The following is a 16164-nucleotide window of genomic DNA, read 5'->3' on the forward strand; positions in this document are numbered from 1 at the left end:
TTACCTTCCCTTTACCGCAGCTTGAGGGTGGACAAACCGAACAGGCACAACATCAACGTGATGATCCAGAAGCGCACCACCACTTGCGTTTCCTTCCAGCCCGACAACTCGAAATGGTGATGCAGCGGCGCCATCTTGAAGATGCGCCGCCCCTCGCCGTAACGCTTTTTCGTGTACTTGAACCACGTGACCTGCAGCATCACGGACAGCGTCTCCGCGACGAAGATGCCGCCCATGATGAACAGCACGATTTCCTGCCGGACGATCACGGCGACCGTGCCGAGCGCGCCGCCCAACGCGAGCGCGCCGACGTCGCCCATGAACACCTGCGCCGGGTGCGTGTTGTACCAAAGGAACGCGAGCCCGGCGCCGCCCATCGCCGAGCAGAAGATCAGCAGCTCGCCCGCGCCCGGAATATGCGGAAACAGCAGATATTTCGAATAGACGGCGCTGCCCATCACGTACGCGAACACGCCGAGCGACGCGCCGACGAGCACCACCGGCATGATCACGAGGCCGTCGAGCCCGTCGGTCAGGTTCACCGCGTTGCTCGCGCCGACGATCACGAAATAGGTGAGCGCGATGAAGCCCCAGACGCCGAGCGGATAGCTGATCGACTTCAGGAACGGCAACATCAGGTCGGCGCGCGCGGGCAGCCCCATCGACAAGCCGCTCCGCACCCACGCCATGAACAGGTCGAACACGCGCACATTGCTCGCCTCGGACACGCTGAACGCGAGATAGACGGCCGCGAACAGGCCGATCACCGATTGCCAGAAATACTTTTCGCGCGACGACATGCCGCGCGGGTCCTTGTAGACGACCTTGCGATAATCGTCGACCCAGCCGATCACGCCGAAGCCGAACGTGACGAGCATCACGATCCAGATGAAGCGGTTCGTCAGATCGCCCCAGAGCAACGTCGCGACCGCGATGCCGATCAGGATCAGCACGCCGCCCATCGTCGGCGTGCCGGATTTCACGAGGTGCGTCTGCGGGCCGTCCTTGCGCACCGCCTGGCCGACCTTCATCTGCGTGAGCTTGCGAATCACCCACGGGCCGCAGACGAGACCGATCACGAGCGCCGTGATGGTGGCCATCACCGCCCGGAACGTCAGATACGTGAACAAGCGCAAAAAGCTTGCGTCACCTTGCAGCCATTGCGCCAACGCCAGCAGCATGCTTACTTCCTTCCTCAGTGTGCGCCGGGCGCTGCGCCCGGCGCGGTTTCGTTCGCGAGCGCGCCGACGACGCGCTCCATCTTCATGAACCGCGAGCCCTTCACGAGGAGCGTCGCGTGCGCGCCGAAGCTCGCGGCGAGCAGCGCGGCGGTCAGCGCCGCCGCGTCGTCGAAGTGGCGCGCGGCCCCGCCGTACGCCTCGCACGCGGGCAGCGTGGCCGCGCCGAGCGCGAAAAGCGCGTCGATCCCGCGCTCGCGCGCATAGCCGCCGATCTCGCGATGAAACGCCGGCCCATCGTCGCCGACTTCGCCCATCTCGCCGATCACGAGCACGCGCGGCGCCGATTGCGCGGCGAGCACGTCGATCGCGGCGCGCATCGAATCGGGGTTCGCGTTGTAGGTGTCGTCGATCACCGTCGCGCCCGCGAGCGAGCCGATGGTCGCGCGCGTCACCTGCAGCCGCCCCTTCACGGGCACGAACGCCTCGAGCCCCGCTTTGATCGCCGCGGGCGGCACGCCGGCCGCGAGCGCCGCCGCCGCCGCGGCGAGCGCGTTGCGCGCGTTGTGCTCGCCGAGCGCGTTGAGCTGCACGTCGACGCGGCCGCCGGGCGTCGCGATCGCGAGCCGGCTGCCGTCGAGCGCGCCCGTCACCGCGGCGGGCGTGTCGCGCCCGGCGCCGTGCAGCGCGAAGTCGACGATCCGGTTGCCGGTCGCCGCGACGCGCCAGATGCCCGCGTACGCGTCGTCGGCCGGAAACACCGCGACGCCGTCCGGGCCGAGTGCGTGGATGACGGCCGCGTGCTCGAGCGCGACCGCCTCGACCGTCGCCATGAATTCCTGATGCTCGCGCTGCGCGTTGTTCACGAGCGCGACCGTCGGCGCGGCAATGCGCGCGAGCGTCTCCGTCTCGCCCGGATGATTCATCCCAAGCTCGACGACCGCGAGCCGGTGCGCGGCGGTGAGGCGCAGCAGCGTGAGCGGCAGGCCGACGTCGTTGTTGAAGTTGCCCGAGGTCGCAAGGCGCGCGTCATCGCCAACCGCCGCCGCGAAGATCGACGCGATCATCTCCTTCACGGTCGTCTTGCCGTTGCTGCCCGTGACCGCGACGAGCGGCATCGAAAAGCGCATCCGCCAACCGTGCGCGAGCGCGCCGAGCGCGGCGCGCGTATCGGCAACCTTCAGCGCGGGCAGGTTCCATTCGGCCGGGCTGCGCGATACGATCGCGGCGCTCGCGCCGCGCGCGGCCACGTCGCCGACGAAATCGTGCGCGTCGAAGCGCTCGCCCTTCAGCGCGACGAACAGATCGCCCGGCCCCGCCGTGCGGCTGTCCGTCGACACCCGCTCGAACGACGCGCGCTCGTCGCCGAGCACCGTCGCGCCGGGAATCATCGCCGCGGCTTCGCGCAAGGTCAGCATCGTCATTCGCCGCCTCCGCGAGTCTGCGTCGTGCGCGCGGCGAGCGCGAGGCGCGCATGATCCTGATCGGAGAACGTGCGCTTCTTGCCCATGATTTCCTGCGTCGCCTCGTGCCCCTTGCCGGCCAGCAGCACGACGTCCTCGCGCGCGGCGCCGCGCACCGCCTGCAGGATCGCGCTCGCGCGGTCCTCGATGCGGCGCGCCTTCGCGGCGTCCTGCATGCCGGCGGCGATCTGGTCGATGATCGTCTGCGGATTCTCGCTGCGCGGGTTGTCGCTCGTCACGACGACCTTGTCCGCGAGCCGCTCGGCGATCGCGCCCATCAGCGGGCGCTTGGTCGCGTCGCGGTCGCCGCCGCAGCCGAACATGCAGACGAGCTCGCCGCCGCGCGCTTGCGCGATCGGGCGCAGCGCGTCGAGCGTCTTCTCGAGCGCGTCCGGCGTGTGCGCGTAGTCGACGACGACGAGTGGCTCGTCGTTCTGAAGCCGCCCGCCGAGCCGCTGCATCCGCCCGTTGACCGATTCGAGCTTCTGGATTTCCGCGAGCGCCGCGTCGAGCGGCACGTCGGCCACGAGCAGCGTGCCGAGCACCGCGAGCAGATTGCTCACGTTGAACGCGCCGAGCGTGCCGACCTCGACGTCCGCTTCGCCCCACGACGAGCTCAGATGAAATGCGGTGCCCGTCGCGGTCGCGCGCACGTTCGTCGCGACGAGCTCGCGATCGGCGTCCGCCGCTCGCGGCCGCGCGCCGATCCCGTACGCGATCGTCCGCACGCGGCCGGCGAGATTCGCGAGCAGGCGGCGGCCGGCCGGATCGTCGCGATTGACGATCGCGACGCGCAGCCCGCGCCACGCGAAGAGCTTCGTCTTCGCCGCCTCGTAAGCCTCGAACGTGCGGTGGTAATCGAGGTGATCCTGCGTCAGGTTCGTGAACACCGCGACGTCGAACGCGGTGCCGTTCACGCGCCCCTGGTGCAGCGCGTGCGACGACACTTCCATCGCAATGGCCTGCGCGCCCGCGCCGCGCAGCTGCGCGAGGCTGCGCTGCAGTTGCGGCGCGTCCGGCGTCGTGAAGCCCGTGTGCACGAGCTGTCCGGGCATCCCGCTGCCGAGCGTGCCGATCACCGCGCACGGCTCGCGCAACGCGGTGAGCGCGGTCGCGATCCATTGCGTGCACGACGTCTTGCCGTTCGTGCCCGTCACGCCGACCGTGAACAGCGCATCGCTCGGATCGCCGTACCAGCCGCTCGCGATGTCGCCCGCGAGCTCGTCGAGCGCGGGCACGGCGAGCGACGTCGCGGGGTCGAGACCTTCGGCCGAGAACCCTTCCGGCTGATACAGCACGGCCGCCGCGCCGCGCGCGAGCGCGTCGGCAATGAACGGACGATTGTCCGCGCCGTCGACCGCATAGGCGACGAATATGTCGCCTGCTTGCAGGCTGCGCGTGTCGGCATGCAATTGCGCGCCGGACGCGGCATGCGCGCGCAGCCACGCGAGCGCGGCTGCGATCTGTTGGTGCGCCGGATGAGAACTGCGCGCGGCGCTCATCGAACTACTCCAGGACGGTTGTGTGTCGTGCTCGACACGATCATGTGCTTCGCCGGCGCGTTCGCGGCCAGCTTCTGCGGGGCGGCTGAGTTCGCCATATCGTCCGACACGACAAGCTGCTTGACCGGCATGTTGGGCGGCACGTTCAGCGCGCGCAGCGTGTCGCCGACGATCGCGGAGAACACGGGGCCTGACACCTGGCCGCCGAAGTGGCCGCCCATCGTAGGCTCGTCGACCGACACCGCGACGACGATGCGCGGATTCGGCATCGGCGCCATCCCGACGAACGACGCACGATACTTCTTGTGATCATAGCCGCGGCCGACCTGCTTGTAAGCGGTGCCGCTCTTGCCGCCGACGCGGTAGCCCGGCACCGCCGCGTTCGGCGACGTGCCCTGCGGCGACACGACGGATTCGAGCATCGTGCGCACTTCGCGCGCGGTCGTCGGCGAGAAGATGCGCGGCCCGGTCGCCGGCTGCGCGTCGCTCGTCTTGAAGATCGTAACGGGCATCAGCTCGCCGTCGTGCGCGATCGCGGTGTACGCGCGCGCGAGCTGGAACAGCGACACCGACAGGCCGTAGCCGTACGACATCGTCGCCTGCTCGATCCGCCGCCAGTTCTTCCACGGACGCAGCCGGCCCGCCGCCGCGCCGGGGAACCCGACCTTCGGCGCCTGCCCGAGCCCGATGCCCGCATACATATTCCACATTTCCTCGGGCTTCATCGTCATCGCGATCTTCGTCGCGCCGATGTTGCTCGATTTCTGGATCACGCCGCCCACCGTCAGCGTGCCGAAACCCGAATCGTCGGTGATCGGCGCGCCGTCGAGCACGAAGTGGCCGTTGCCCGTGTCGACGAGCGTGTTCGGCGTCACGCGATGCAGATCGAGCGCGAGCGACACCGTGAACGGCTTCATGATCGAGCCCGGCTCGAACACGTCGGTCAGCACGCGGTTGCGCAACTGCTCGCCCGTCAGGTGCGAGCGATCGTTCGGGTTGTACGTCGGATAATTGACGAGCGACAGCACCTCGCCCGTCTGCACGTCGATCACCATCGCCGCGCCCGCCTTCGCGTGAAACTTCTCGACGGCCGCCTTCAGATTCGTATACGTGATGTACTGGATCTTGCTGTCGATCGACAGATCGACGTCGTCGCCGTTGTGCGGCGGCACCTGCGCGTCGACGTCCTCGACGATGTGCCCGACGCGGTCCTTGATCACGTGGCGGCTGCCCGGCGTGCCGACGAGCATCTTCTGGTCGGCGAGCTCGACGCCCTCCTGCCCTTCGTCCTCGACGTTCGTGAAGCCGATCAGGTGCGCGGTGATCTCGCCTTCCGGATAGAAGCGCTTGTACTCGGCACGCTGATAGATGCCGGGAATGTCGAGCTTCGCGACCTGGTCGGCGACGTCGAGCGGCACCTGGCGCTTCACGTAGACGAAAGTCTTGTCCTCCGACAGCTTCGTCTTCAGCTCCTTCGCCGTCATCCCGAGCAGCTTGCCGAGCGCGTCGAGCTTGTCCGCGCCGAGATCGTCGGGCACGTCGGCGGGAATCGCCCAGATCGCGCGCACGGGCAGGCTCGTCGCCAGCACGAGGCCGTTGCGATCGAGGATCTTGCCGCGCGTCGCCGGCAATTCGAGCGTGCGCTGATAGCGGCTTTCGCCCTGTTTCTGATAGAACGCGTTGCCGGGCCCCTGAATCCAGAACGCGCGGATCGCGAGCGCGACGAACGCCATGAACAGCATGAACACGACGAGCTTCGAGCGCCACATCGGCAGATGGACCGACAGCACCGGGCTCGATGCGAACTTCACGCCTTGCGTGCGCTTCGACGCGGGCTTCATCGCGCGCCCCCCTGCGACGCGGCGGACGCCGGCAGCGGCGCGTCGACGGCCTTCGCCGCGCCGGGCGCGAGCGTCAGGTACTGCGTGCGCCCCGTCGTGATCGACTGCATCTTCAGCGAGCTCGTCGCGAGCTGCTCGATGCGCGACGTCTTCGACAGCGCGCTCTGCTGATACTGAAGCTGCGCGTAGTCCTGCTGAAGCTGATGCTCCTGCGATTGCGCGCGCTGCAATTGAATGAAGATCTGCCGCTGCTGGTTGGTCGAATTGACGACCGACAGCGCGCATCCCATCACGATGATCAGCAGGAAGATGTTGAGGCGGCTCATGGCGCGACGCGCTCCGCGATGCGCATCACCGCCGAACGGGCACGCGGATTGGCCACGACTTCCGCGTCGCTCGGAAACTTCCGGCCGAGCAGCTTGAGCGGCGGGCTGGGCAGATCGACGGCGCGGATCGGCAGGCGGCGGTCGACCGCAGGCGCGCTGGCGTGCGTCTGCATGAATCGCTTGACGATCCGGTCCTCGAGCGAATGAAAGCTGATGACCACCAGCCGCCCCCCTTGCTCCAACAACGACAGTGCTGCCTCTAGAACGACTTGCAGGTCCGCAAGCTCTTGATTGACGTGAATCCGTATAGCTTGAAAGGTGCGGGTTGCCGGGTCCTTGCCCTTCTCACGGGTCTTGACGACGTGACCCACGATTTCGGCAAGCTCGCCCGTGCTGTCGAGAGGCCCGAGACGGCCGGACTCTGCCCGGCGAGCAACAATCGCCTTTGCAATCTGAAAAGCAAACCGTTCTTCCCCATAATCTCGTATCACCTCCGTCAATTCCTGCACCGACGCCCGCGCGAGCCACTCGGCCGCCGACTCGCCGCGCGTCGGGTCCATCCGCATGTCGAGCGGGCCGTTCGCGCGGAAACTGAAACCCCGCTGCGGATCATCCACCTGCGGCGACGACACGCCCAGGTCCAGCAACACGCCCGACACCCGCCCCACTCCGCGCGCGTCGAGCGCACCCTTCAGCGCCGCGAAGCTGTCGTGGACGATCTCGAAGCGCGCGTCCTCGATGCCCTTCGCCGTCTCGATCGCGCGCGGGTCCTTGTCGAACGCAATCAGCCGCCCCGCTTCGCCCAAGCGCGCGAGCACCGCGCGGCTATGGCCGCCGCGTCCGAACGTGCCGTCGACGTACACGCCGTCGGGCCGCGTCACGAGCGCATCGACCGCTTCGTCCAACAGCACCGTGCGATGCTGCAATTCGTTTCCCATCGCGGGCGTCTCCGTCACCGCAATCAGAACGTGAAATTCTTCAGCGCTTCGGGCATGCCCTGCGCCATCGCCGCCTGCTCCTTCGCGATGTAGGTCTGCGCGTCCCACAGCTCGAAGTGACTTCCCATTCCCAGCAACATGACTTCCTTTTCCAACCCGGCCGCCATCCGCAGCTCGGGAGACACCAGAATCCGGCCCGCGCTGTCGAGATCGACGTCCATCGCGTTGCCGAGAAAAATACGGCGCCACCAATGCGCATCCATCGGCAGCGCGGCGATCTTCGCGCGGAACACTTCCCATTCGGGGCGCGGAAACAGCAACAGGCAGCCGTCCGGGTGCTTGGTCACAGTCACCCGTCCTTCTGCCTGTCCTTGCAGCGCTTCGCGATAGCGAGACGGCACCGACATCCGCCCTTTCGCATCGAGCGTCAGCGCCGACGCCCCTTGGAACACTTTTCCGCTCTCCCGATCAGGGCACCGAAGTACCCGCCCAATGCTGAGAATCTAGCCGGAAAAGCCCGGCAAATCACACAAAAATACACTTTCTCACACTGTCTCCCACTTTAGAGGAAGGCCTATGGGCGGTCAAGGGAGGCTCCCGTTTTTTTGACGAATTTTGTTAGTCAGAACAAGGACTTACGCTCGCCTCCTCAAGCTGGCCCTCAAACCAAAAAACGTTATAAATGAATGGGCTAGTGCATCTTGTGAAAGTGGTACATGAGAAGCACGCCCCAGGTGGGCGCGACAGCAGGTATTTCGGCGGGGGAAAAGGCGCGGGAAAAGAGGCGGGTTTCCGTCGTCGGCCGGGACGCCGCGCATGCGGCCGTCCCGACGTATGTCTCACAGATAGTATGCAGTGCTTGTCATGACTTTCGACGCGGCGCGCATCAGCATCCGCGCCGGCATCGGCAGTTCGATGCCGCCCGCGTCGGTCGCCGTCTTGCCGTGCTTGACCTCGTCGGCGCGCATCTGCTCGACGATCGCGCGCGATTCGACATCGGCCGCCGGCAGCGCCGACAGATGGCTGTCCAGATGGCTCTCGACCTGCCGCTCCGTCTCGGCCATGAAGCCGAGGCTCACCTTGTCGCCGAGACGCCCGGCGACGACGCCGATCGCGAGCGCGCCCGCATACCACAGCGGATTCAGCAGGCTCGGCCGCGAATCGAGCTGCTTCAGGCGGTGCGCGGTCCACGCGAGGTGATCCTCCTCCTCGCGCCCCGCATGCTCGAACATCTCCTTTAACTCGGACGACGACGTCGTGAGCTTCTGCGCCTGATAGAGCGCCTGCGCGCAGACCTCGCCGACGTGATTCACCCGCATCAGCCCCGCCGCGTGCTTGCGCTCGGCGGCAGTGAGCTCGGCGGGCGCCGCGGCATCAGGCGCGGGCACCGGCCGGCTCATCCGGCTCACGCCCGTGATCGAGCGCAGGCCCCGGTCAAATTCACTGATCAGTTCGTCAAACACCATCGCGTTTCTCCGTGCGGGCATATTGCACGCAGTAAGGAATTCGTAACAATTTTATTGCGGCTACCTAGCACGGTAGCGCCGGAAAATAGCGGTTAACCCGTGATTTTAACCATTGTTGCGTAAAGGAAACATGGGAGACGCGTGTACCGCTCTTTCGCTTTGTCCCAAAAAGTCCTTTTGCTACATTACGAGCGGCTTCATTCGAAGTTCGCGCGGGTATCGCCATCAAAAACAAACATCGGCCCCGCCACAATAAATTTGTCATCCTTGGAGATCTTTTAATGAAAAAGTCGCTTCTCGCGCTCGTCGCGCTGAGCGCGTTCGCTGGCGCCGCTCATGCGCAAAGCAGCGTGACGCTGTACGGCATCATCGACGAAGGCTTCAACATCAACACCAACGCTGGTGGCAAGCACCTGTACAACCTGTCGAGCGGCGTCATGCAGGGTAGCCGCTGGGGCCTGCGCGGCACGGAAGACCTCGGCGGCGGCCTGAAGGCTGTGTTCGTCCTCGAAAACGGCTTCGACGTGAACTCCGGCAAGTTCGGTCAGGGCGGCCTCGAATTCGGCCGTCAGGCTTACGTCGGCCTGTCGAGCGGCTTCGGCACCGTCACGGTCGGCCGCCAGTACGACTCCGTCGTCGACTTCGTCGGTCCGCTGGAAGCGGGCGATCAGTGGGGCGGCTACATCGCCGCTCACCCGGGCGACCTCGACAACTTCAACAACGCGTACCGCGTGAACAACGCAGTCAAGTTCACGAGCGCGAACTACGGCGGCTTCACGTTCGGCGGCCTGTACAGCTTCGGCGGCGTCGCCGGCGACTTCAGCCGCAACCAGACCTGGTCGCTCGGCGCAGGCTACACGAACGGCCCGCTCGTGCTGGGCGTCGGCTACTTGAACGCGCGCACGCCGGCGACGGCTGGCGGCCTGTTCGGCAACAACACGACGACGAGCACGCCGGCTGCCGTGACGACCCCGGTCTACGCAGGCTACGCATCGGCTCACACGTACCAGGTGATCGGTGCGGGCGGCGCCTACTCGTTCGGCGCGGCGACGGTCGGCGTCACGTACTCGAACATCAAGTTCATGAATTTCGCGAGCACGGCATTCCCGAGCCAGACCGCGACGTTCAACAACGCGGAAGTCAACTTCAAGTATCAGTTGACCCCGGCGCTCCTCGCCGGCGCGGCGTATGACTACACGCAAGGCAGCAAGATCGCCGGCGCGTCGGCAGCCAAGTATCACCAGGGCTCGGTCGGCGTCGACTACTTCCTGTCGAAGCGCACCGACGTCTACGCAATCGGCGTGTATCAGCACGCTTCGGGCAACGTGATCGAAGCCGACGGCAACACGGTCGGCCCGGCAACCGCCGCGATCAACGGCCTGACGCCGTCGTCGAACCGCAACCAGTTCGCGGCGCGCGTGGGCATCCGCCACAAGTTCTAATAAGCGGGTAACACTCGGTAGTAACTTAAAAGGCGCCTTCGGGCGCCTTTTTTATTGATGCGGGTTCGGCCTGCGACAGGTTGGCGCTTTTTTGCTGGGTCGAAGAGATGTCGGGCGGCGCAGGAAGGTAAGCGCACGCACCGCAACGATAGCCTGGCTTCCGAGTTGCCGGCCGCGAAATGTGCGGAAGCGGCGAACCGGCGTGCAAGGAGGGGCAGCAACGCTACGGCCTCCGGGGGCGGTGCCGGAACGGCTGCGCGAGCACGGTTGCGGGATTGCGTTCATTCATCCGGCCTTGCACGATCGCGTTCCGCCATGCGTCAGCGAGAATCGAAGCCGTTCGCGCCGGAATGTCGCATCAAGGAAACCGTTCGCATTTGCGCGGGCATGAACCGCCACACGTCGACATTCAATGCAAAACGCCCGATGCGGCGCACCGGGCGTTATGGCGATCAACTTCTGCCGACCTGTTCCGGAACTCGACGTTGATGCGACCGTGAGAAACAGCGCGGCGGTTCGAAAGCAAGCGTCCCGGGAAGCGAACGCCTCGATTCGGAAACGAGCGGACGGCAGCCGCCGCAGGCCCGCCGCGTCAAGCCGGGCGACGCCGCCGCCCATTCTGAGCGCGGCGGGGCGATGCCCGTTACGCCTTGCCGTCGCGCAACTCGCGCCGCAGGATCTTGCCGACGTTGGTCTTCGGCAGATCGGCGCGGAATTCGACGTACTTCGGCCGCTTGTAGCCAGTGAGCCGATCCTTGCAGTAGGCGATCAGATCCTTGTCGGTGAGCGCCGGGTCCTTCTTGACGACGAACAGCTTCACCGCCTCGCCCGAGTGCTCGTCGGGCACGCCGACGGCCGCGACTTCGAACACGCCCGGGTGCGACGCGACCACGTCCTCGACCTCGTTCGGATAGACGTTGAAGCCCGACACGAGAATCATGTCCTTCTTGCGGTCGACGATCTTCACGTAGCCGCGTTCGTCCATCACGCCGACGTCGCCCGTCTTGAAGAAACCGTCCGGCATCATGACCTTCGCGGTTTCGTCCGGGCGATTCCAGTAGCCCGCCATCACCTGCGGACCGCGAATGCAGATCTCGCCCGGCTGGCCCAGCGGCACGTCGTCACCCGCGTCGTCGCGGATTGCGATCTCGGTCGACGGTAGCGGCAAGCCGATCGTGCCGCTATATTCGGTGGCGGTGACCGGGTTGCAGGTCGCGACAGGCGAGGTTTCGGACAAGCCGTAGCCTTCGACGATCGGCGTCTTCGTCTTGTCGTACCAGCGCTTCGCGACGCTTTCCTGAATCGCCATCCCGCCGCCGTTGGCGACCGCGAGCTTCGAGAAATCGAGCTGCTCGAAATCCGGATGGTTCAGCAGCGCGTTGTACAGCGTGTTGACGGCCGGAATCGTGATGATCTGGTAGCCCTTCAACTCCTTGATCATGCCGGCGATGTCGCGCGGATTCGGGATCAAAATCCCCGTGCCGCCCGTGCGCAGCGTCAGCAGCCCGCAGACAGTCAGCGCGAACACGTGATAGAGCGGCAGCGCGATCACGGTGATGAACTGCTTCACTTCCGGGCGCTTCGCATGCGCCGGCTCATGCCATGCCTGCGCCTGCAGCACGTTCGACACGATGTTGCGATGAAGCAGCGTCGCGCCCTTCGCGACGCCCGTCGTGCCGCCCGTGTACTGGAGGAACGCGACGTCGTCGGGCGCAGGCTTCGCCTGCTTGAAGGACTGCCGGCCGCCCGCGGCGAGCGCCGCATTGAATCGCGTGTACGACGGCAGGCTCCATGCCGGCACCATCTTCTTCACGCGGCGCACGACGTAATTGACGAGGACGCCCTTCACGCCGAGCAGGTCGCCCATCGCGGCGACAACGACGTGCTTGACCGACGTCTTCGCGATCACCGCCTGCAGCGTCGTCGCGAAGTTCTCGAGGATCACGATCGCCTCGGCGCCGCTGTCCTTCAATTGGTGCTCGAGTTCGCGCGGCGTATAGAGCGGATTGACGTTGACGACCGTATAGCCCGCGCGCAGCACCGCGGCGATCGCCACCGGGTACTGCAGCACGTTCGGCATCATGATCGCGACCCGCGCGCCGCGCGACAGGCCGCGCGACTGAAGCCACGCGCCGAGCTTGCGCGACAGCACGTCCAGCTCGCCGTACGTGATCGCCTTGCCCATGCAGATGAACGCCTTCTGGTCCCGATAAAGACTAAAGCTCTCGTCGAGCAGATCGGGGACGGACGAATACGGGGACGCGTCAATTTCGGCCGGGACACCGAGCGGATACGATTTCAGCCAAATTTTGTCCATGCGGCGCGTCTCCTCACTGATTTTCGAATGGTCGTGCTAAAAATTGGCATCGTAACGGGTCGGCCCGGTCCAGACAACCGGGTTAGACACTCCTTTCCAACTTGCGTAAAGATGCCGGAACGTTCGCTGCCGAATCGCGTCATCCGCGCTCGACCTCGACCAGACAGTCGTAGAACGTCGCGCCGCGGCCCAGATCGGTCAGCGCCTGGCTCGTCACCTGATTTGCGTTGCGGCCGTCCGGCGCAAGCTTCTTCCACCAGATCGACAGGCCGACGACGAGCCCTTCCCGCGCCCGGTCGGTCACGCGAGCCTTCGCGCGCAGCGAACCGCGATCGTTGAAGATACGCACCGGGTCGCCGTCGGCAATGCCGCGATGCTCGGCGTCGGCCGGATGGATGTCGAGGTGCGGCTCGCCCTCCGTCGCGCGCAGGCTCGCGACATTGACGAACGTGCTGTTCAGGAAATGGCGGGCGGGCGGCGAGATCATCGCGAGCGGATAGCGGGCAGCCAGTTCGGGCGCGCCGTCCGCGGATTCGTAAGGCGGCAGGTAGTCCGGCAATGGATCAAGGCCCATTTCTGCGAGGCGCTCGCTGTAGAACTCGCACTTCCCGGACGGCGTCCGAAAGCCGCCGTTTGCGAATGGCGCTTCGGCGAGCTTCAGCTTGAGCCAACCTGCCTGCTTGAGCGTGTCCCAATCGCTCTGCAGCGACGAATCGTTCCAGCGCAGCGACAGGCGAGCGAGCGTTTCGTCGTCGTCGTGGAGCGCCGGCTCGTCGAGCCCCATGCTGCGCGCGATGCCGCGAAATATCTCCGTGTTCGGGCGCGCCTCGCCGATCGGCGGGATCGACGGCAAGTTCGCCATCACATAGGTGTGACCATATGATTTGTGAACGTCGAGATGCTCGAGCTGCGTCGTCGCCGGCAACAGAAGATCTGCGTAGTCGGCGGTATCTGTCTTGAAATGCTCGAGAACGACGGTGAACAGGTCCTCTCGTGCAAAGCCGGCGGCGACCTTCTCCGAGTCGGGAGCAACGGCGACCGGATTCGAGTTGTAGACGATGATCGCCTCCACCTTCGGCCCGAAATCCTGATCGCCGGGATGCAGCAACGCGTCGCCAATTGCATTCATATTGATCGAACGCGGCAGCTTGTTCGGCCAATCCGGCAGCAAGTCAGGGCGCGCCAGAGCAGCGGAGTCGACTGGCGCCCATTCGGACGAGGACAGGAGCAGCCCGCCTGCGCGATCACGCCACGCCCCCGTGAGCGCGGGCAAACAGGCGATCGCGCGGACCGCGTTGCCGCCGCCGCGCACGCGCTGCATGCCGTAATTGAGACGAATCGAGGCCTTGCGCGTGCGTCCGTAAAGGCGCGCCAGCTCGACGATTTCCTCGACCGTCACGCCGCAGATCCCGGCTACGCGCTCGGGCGAATAATTCAGCGCGCGCACTTTCAGCGCATCGAAACCGAGCGTGTAATCGCGGATGTAGTCCTGATCGATGAGGCCTTCGTCGATCAACACGTGCATGATGCCAAGCGCAAGCGCACCATCCGTCCCCGGCTTCAACGCGATGTGTTGATGACATTTTTCCGCCGTCAACGAGCGGTACGGATCGATGGCGATCAGGCGCGCACCACGACGCTTGGCTTCTTGCGCGCGCGTCCAGAAATGCAGATTGGAGGCGATCGGATTTGCCCCCCAGATCAAGATGAGGTCGCTCTCCTCGTAGAATTCGAAATGCATCCCGACGCTCGCGCCGTACGTGTAGCGCAGCCCCGCGGCGCCGGCCGCCGAGCAGATCGTTCTTTCGAGGCGCGACGCACCGAGTTTGTTGAAGAAACGTTGAGCAATGCTTTCGCCCTGGATAAGCCCCATCGTTCCCGCATAGCTGTAGGGAACAATGGCTTCGGGGGCCCGGCGGGCGATTTCCGATAGCCTCTGCGCCACCAGGTTGTTCGCTTCGTCCCAACTGATCGGCTCGAATCGCCCCGCCCCTTTCCGGCCGATTCGCTTGAGGGGCACCGTGAGCCGCTCGGGGTGATGAACACGATCTGCATATCGGCTCACCTTGGTGCAGAGAACGCCTTGAGTTGGCGGATGATCGGGGTCGCCGGCGACCTTGACGGCTCTACCGTTCTCGACCGTGACGCGGATTGCGCACGTGTCGGGACAATCGTGCGGACAGACTGCTCGAGCGAATTGTGGGGGGATATTCATGCTCTGTTGCGCAAAATTTTTATTGGTTCGGAGATTTTACGCGCGGACGTCGCAAAAGTTTTTCGAGTCGAGATGTAGTGGTCTAATAAATCCGGACACTGATTTAGGCGAGAATGGTCGCCATGAAGAGGTGTCTAATGAGCAAGCAACGACGTACGTTTTCCCCGGAGTTCAAACAGCAAGCCGCCTGTCTGGTGCTCGACCAGGGTTATAGCCATATGGAAGCAAGCCGCTCGGTCGGCGTCGGCGAGACGGTGCTGCGCCGCTGGGTGCAGCAACTTCAGATGGAACGCCAGGGCGTCACGCCGCAGGGCAAGGCAATCACGCCGGATCAACAGCGTATTCAGGAACTCGAGGCGCGTATCGAACGCCTCGAGCGTGAGAAGGCCATTTTAAAAAAGGCTACCGCGCTCTTGATGTCGGAAGGCATCGAACGTACGAAGTAATTGATCAGATTGGCGCAAGCGAATCGGTCGAGCTGATCTGCGCGGTATTCGACGTGTCGCGGTCCTGCCTGTATGCACACCGAGGGCGAGCCCGACGCGTTGATGCCGAGCGCATGGCACTGCGTAGCCGGGTACACGAGCTGTTCATCGAGAGTCGAAGCTCTGCTGGCAGTCGCAGCATCATGGGCATGATGCGCGAGGAAGGTACGGCGATTGGCCGCTTCAAGGTCAGCCGCTTGATGGAAGAACTCAGGTTGATCTGCAAGCAGCCGGGCCGCCATGCCTACAAGCAGGCCACGGTCGAGCGGATCGATATCCCGAACCATCTCAATCGCGAATTCGAGGTTGGTACGCCGAATCAGGTGTGGTGTGGTGACATCACGTATGTCTGGGCGCAGGGACGTTGGCATTATCTGGCCGTAGTACTCGACCTGTTCACGCGCCGGGTTGTTGGCTGGGCGTTCTCGACACGCCCTGATGCCGATCTGGTCGTGCAGGCGTTGGAGATGGCCTATGAGCAACGTGGCCGACCGCAAGGCTTGCTGTTTCACTCGGATCAAGGCGGACAATATGCAAGCCGGAAATTCCGTCAGCGCCTCTGGCGCTATCGGATACAGCAGAGCATGAGCCGTCGAGGAAATTGTTGGGATAACTCCCCGATGGAGAGGCTGTTCCGCAGCTTCAAGACCGAATGGCTACCGTCAGTGGGCTACATGTCGGCGCAGGAGGCACACCGGGACATCAACCACTACCTGATGCACCGGTACAACTGGATACGGCCGCATCAGTTCAATGACGGACTGGCGCCGGCGGTTGCGGAAGAAAAACTTAACGCAGTGTCCGGGATTAGTTGACCACTACACACCCGCGCTCGAGCGAGAGAGGAGGGAGTCGAAGGCGGGAGCTGGAGCGCGAGGCTCCTGCCGAGGGCGTTCAGGGGATTGGCGGAGGCGTAAAAAGCAAAACCCCCGCCGGCGAGGGCGGGGGTTTTCAGAGGGGAGCCTGACGATTACCTACTTTCACACGGGCA

Annotated in this window: 12 protein-coding genes; 2 read left to right on the forward strand and 10 right to left on the reverse strand. The window is 64.9% G+C overall.

Annotation, left to right across the window (positions count from 1 at the left end; translation table 11 throughout):
- Positions 1-11: 11 nt before the first annotated feature.
- The 8 genes from mraY to coq7 form a co-directional block, all read right to left on the reverse strand.
- Positions 12-1181 (reverse strand): phospho-N-acetylmuramoyl-pentapeptide-transferase, encoded by a 1170-nt coding sequence (mraY, locus tag X946_RS27365; protein ID WP_006025147.1) that lies wholly within the window; start codon positions 1179-1181, stop codon positions 12-14.
- Positions 1182-1195: 14 nt separating this feature from the next.
- Positions 1196-2602, reverse strand: a complete 1407-nt coding sequence (locus X946_RS27370; RefSeq protein WP_038754485.1) for a UDP-N-acetylmuramoyl-tripeptide--D-alanyl-D-alanine ligase — start codon at positions 2600-2602, stop codon at positions 1196-1198.
- Entirely contained in the window at positions 2599-4143 is a 1545-nt protein-coding gene (locus X946_RS27375; RefSeq protein WP_038754487.1) for a UDP-N-acetylmuramoyl-L-alanyl-D-glutamate--2,6-diaminopimelate ligase, read from the reverse strand. The genes X946_RS27370 and X946_RS27375 overlap by 4 nt, the downstream gene beginning before the upstream one ends.
- Positions 4140-5984 (reverse strand): peptidoglycan D,D-transpeptidase FtsI family protein, encoded by a 1845-nt coding sequence (locus tag X946_RS27380; RefSeq protein ID WP_038754490.1) that lies wholly within the window; start codon positions 5982-5984, stop codon positions 4140-4142. The genes X946_RS27375 and X946_RS27380 overlap by 4 nt, the downstream gene beginning before the upstream one ends.
- Positions 5981-6310 (reverse strand): cell division protein FtsL, encoded by a 330-nt coding sequence (gene ftsL, locus X946_RS27385; RefSeq protein ID WP_038754492.1) that lies wholly within the window; start codon positions 6308-6310, stop codon positions 5981-5983. The genes X946_RS27380 and ftsL overlap by 4 nt, the downstream gene beginning before the upstream one ends.
- Positions 6307-7248, reverse strand: a complete 942-nt coding sequence (rsmH, locus tag X946_RS27390) for a 16S rRNA (cytosine(1402)-N(4))-methyltransferase RsmH (protein ID WP_038754495.1) — start codon at positions 7246-7248, stop codon at positions 6307-6309. The genes ftsL and rsmH overlap by 4 nt, the downstream gene beginning before the upstream one ends.
- Before the next feature lie 23 nt (positions 7249-7271).
- On the reverse strand, positions 7272-7700 hold the full coding sequence (gene mraZ, locus X946_RS27395; protein WP_038754498.1) for a division/cell wall cluster transcriptional repressor MraZ: 429 nt from the start codon (positions 7698-7700) through the stop codon (positions 7272-7274).
- Positions 7701-8087: 387 nt separating this feature from the next.
- Positions 8088-8714, reverse strand: coding sequence for a 2-polyprenyl-3-methyl-6-methoxy-1,4-benzoquinone monooxygenase (gene coq7, locus X946_RS27400; protein WP_038754501.1), 627 nt, complete (start codon positions 8712-8714; stop codon positions 8088-8090).
- A 281-nt stretch (positions 8715-8995) separates the two neighbouring features.
- On the opposite strand from coq7, the gene X946_RS27405 reads away from it, so the two are divergent.
- Positions 8996-10156, forward strand: coding sequence for a porin (locus X946_RS27405; RefSeq protein ID WP_038754504.1), 1161 nt, complete (start codon positions 8996-8998; stop codon positions 10154-10156).
- A 643-nt stretch (positions 10157-10799) separates the two neighbouring features.
- On the opposite strand, the gene X946_RS27410 is transcribed toward X946_RS27405, so the two are convergent.
- Both X946_RS27410 and X946_RS27415 read right to left on the reverse strand, forming a co-directional pair.
- Positions 10800-12473 (reverse strand): long-chain fatty acid--CoA ligase, encoded by a 1674-nt coding sequence (locus X946_RS27410; protein ID WP_038754507.1) that lies wholly within the window; start codon positions 12471-12473, stop codon positions 10800-10802.
- Between the two features lie 139 nt (positions 12474-12612).
- A complete protein-coding gene (locus tag X946_RS27415) occupies positions 12613-14688 on the reverse strand; it encodes a molybdopterin-containing oxidoreductase family protein (RefSeq protein WP_038754510.1) in 2076 nt (691 codons plus the stop codon).
- Between the two features lie 137 nt (positions 14689-14825).
- On the opposite strand from X946_RS27415, the gene X946_RS27425 reads away from it, so the two are divergent.
- Positions 14826-15988, forward strand: a protein-coding gene (locus tag X946_RS27425; RefSeq protein ID WP_152611853.1) for an IS3 family transposase whose coding sequence is annotated in 2 segments (ribosomal slippage) — positions 14826-15081 and positions 15081-15988 — 1164 coding nt in all. Because the reading frame shifts where the segments join, the coding sequence is not laid out codon by codon here.
- Positions 15989-16164 lie beyond the last annotated feature (176 nt).

Source organism: Burkholderia sp. ABCPW 111 (genome assembly GCF_000773065.1).
Classification (GTDB): Bacteria; Pseudomonadota; Gammaproteobacteria; order Burkholderiales; family Burkholderiaceae; genus Burkholderia; species Burkholderia savannae.

Excerpts from the sequence above, each read along its gene's own strand:
- X946_RS27380 (WP_038754490.1), bottom strand. The coding sequence starts at position 5,984 with ATGAAGCCCGCGTCGAAGCGCACGCAAGGCGTGAAGTTCGCATCGAGC.
- X946_RS27415 (WP_038754510.1), bottom strand. The coding sequence starts at position 14,688 with ATGAATATCCCCCCACAATTCGCTCGAGCAGTCTGTCCGCACGATTGT.
- X946_RS27410 (WP_038754507.1), bottom strand. The coding sequence starts at position 12,473 with ATGGACAAAATTTGGCTGAAATCGTATCCGCTCGGTGTCCCGGCCGAA.
- coq7 (WP_038754501.1), bottom strand. The coding sequence starts at position 8,714 with ATGGTGTTTGACGAACTGATCAGTGAATTTGACCGGGGCCTGCGCTCG.
- X946_RS27405 (WP_038754504.1), top strand. The coding sequence starts at position 8,996 with ATGAAAAAGTCGCTTCTCGCGCTCGTCGCGCTGAGCGCGTTCGCTGGC.
- X946_RS27375 (WP_038754487.1), bottom strand. The coding sequence starts at position 4,143 with ATGAGCGCCGCGCGCAGTTCTCATCCGGCGCACCAACAGATCGCAGCC.
- mraY (WP_006025147.1), bottom strand. The coding sequence starts at position 1,181 with ATGCTGCTGGCGTTGGCGCAATGGCTGCAAGGTGACGCAAGCTTTTTG.
- X946_RS27370 (WP_038754485.1), bottom strand. The coding sequence starts at position 2,602 with ATGACGATGCTGACCTTGCGCGAAGCCGCGGCGATGATTCCCGGCGCG.
- ftsL (WP_038754492.1), bottom strand. The coding sequence starts at position 6,310 with ATGAGCCGCCTCAACATCTTCCTGCTGATCATCGTGATGGGATGCGCG.
- rsmH (WP_038754495.1), bottom strand. The coding sequence starts at position 7,248 with ATGGGAAACGAATTGCAGCATCGCACGGTGCTGTTGGACGAAGCGGTC.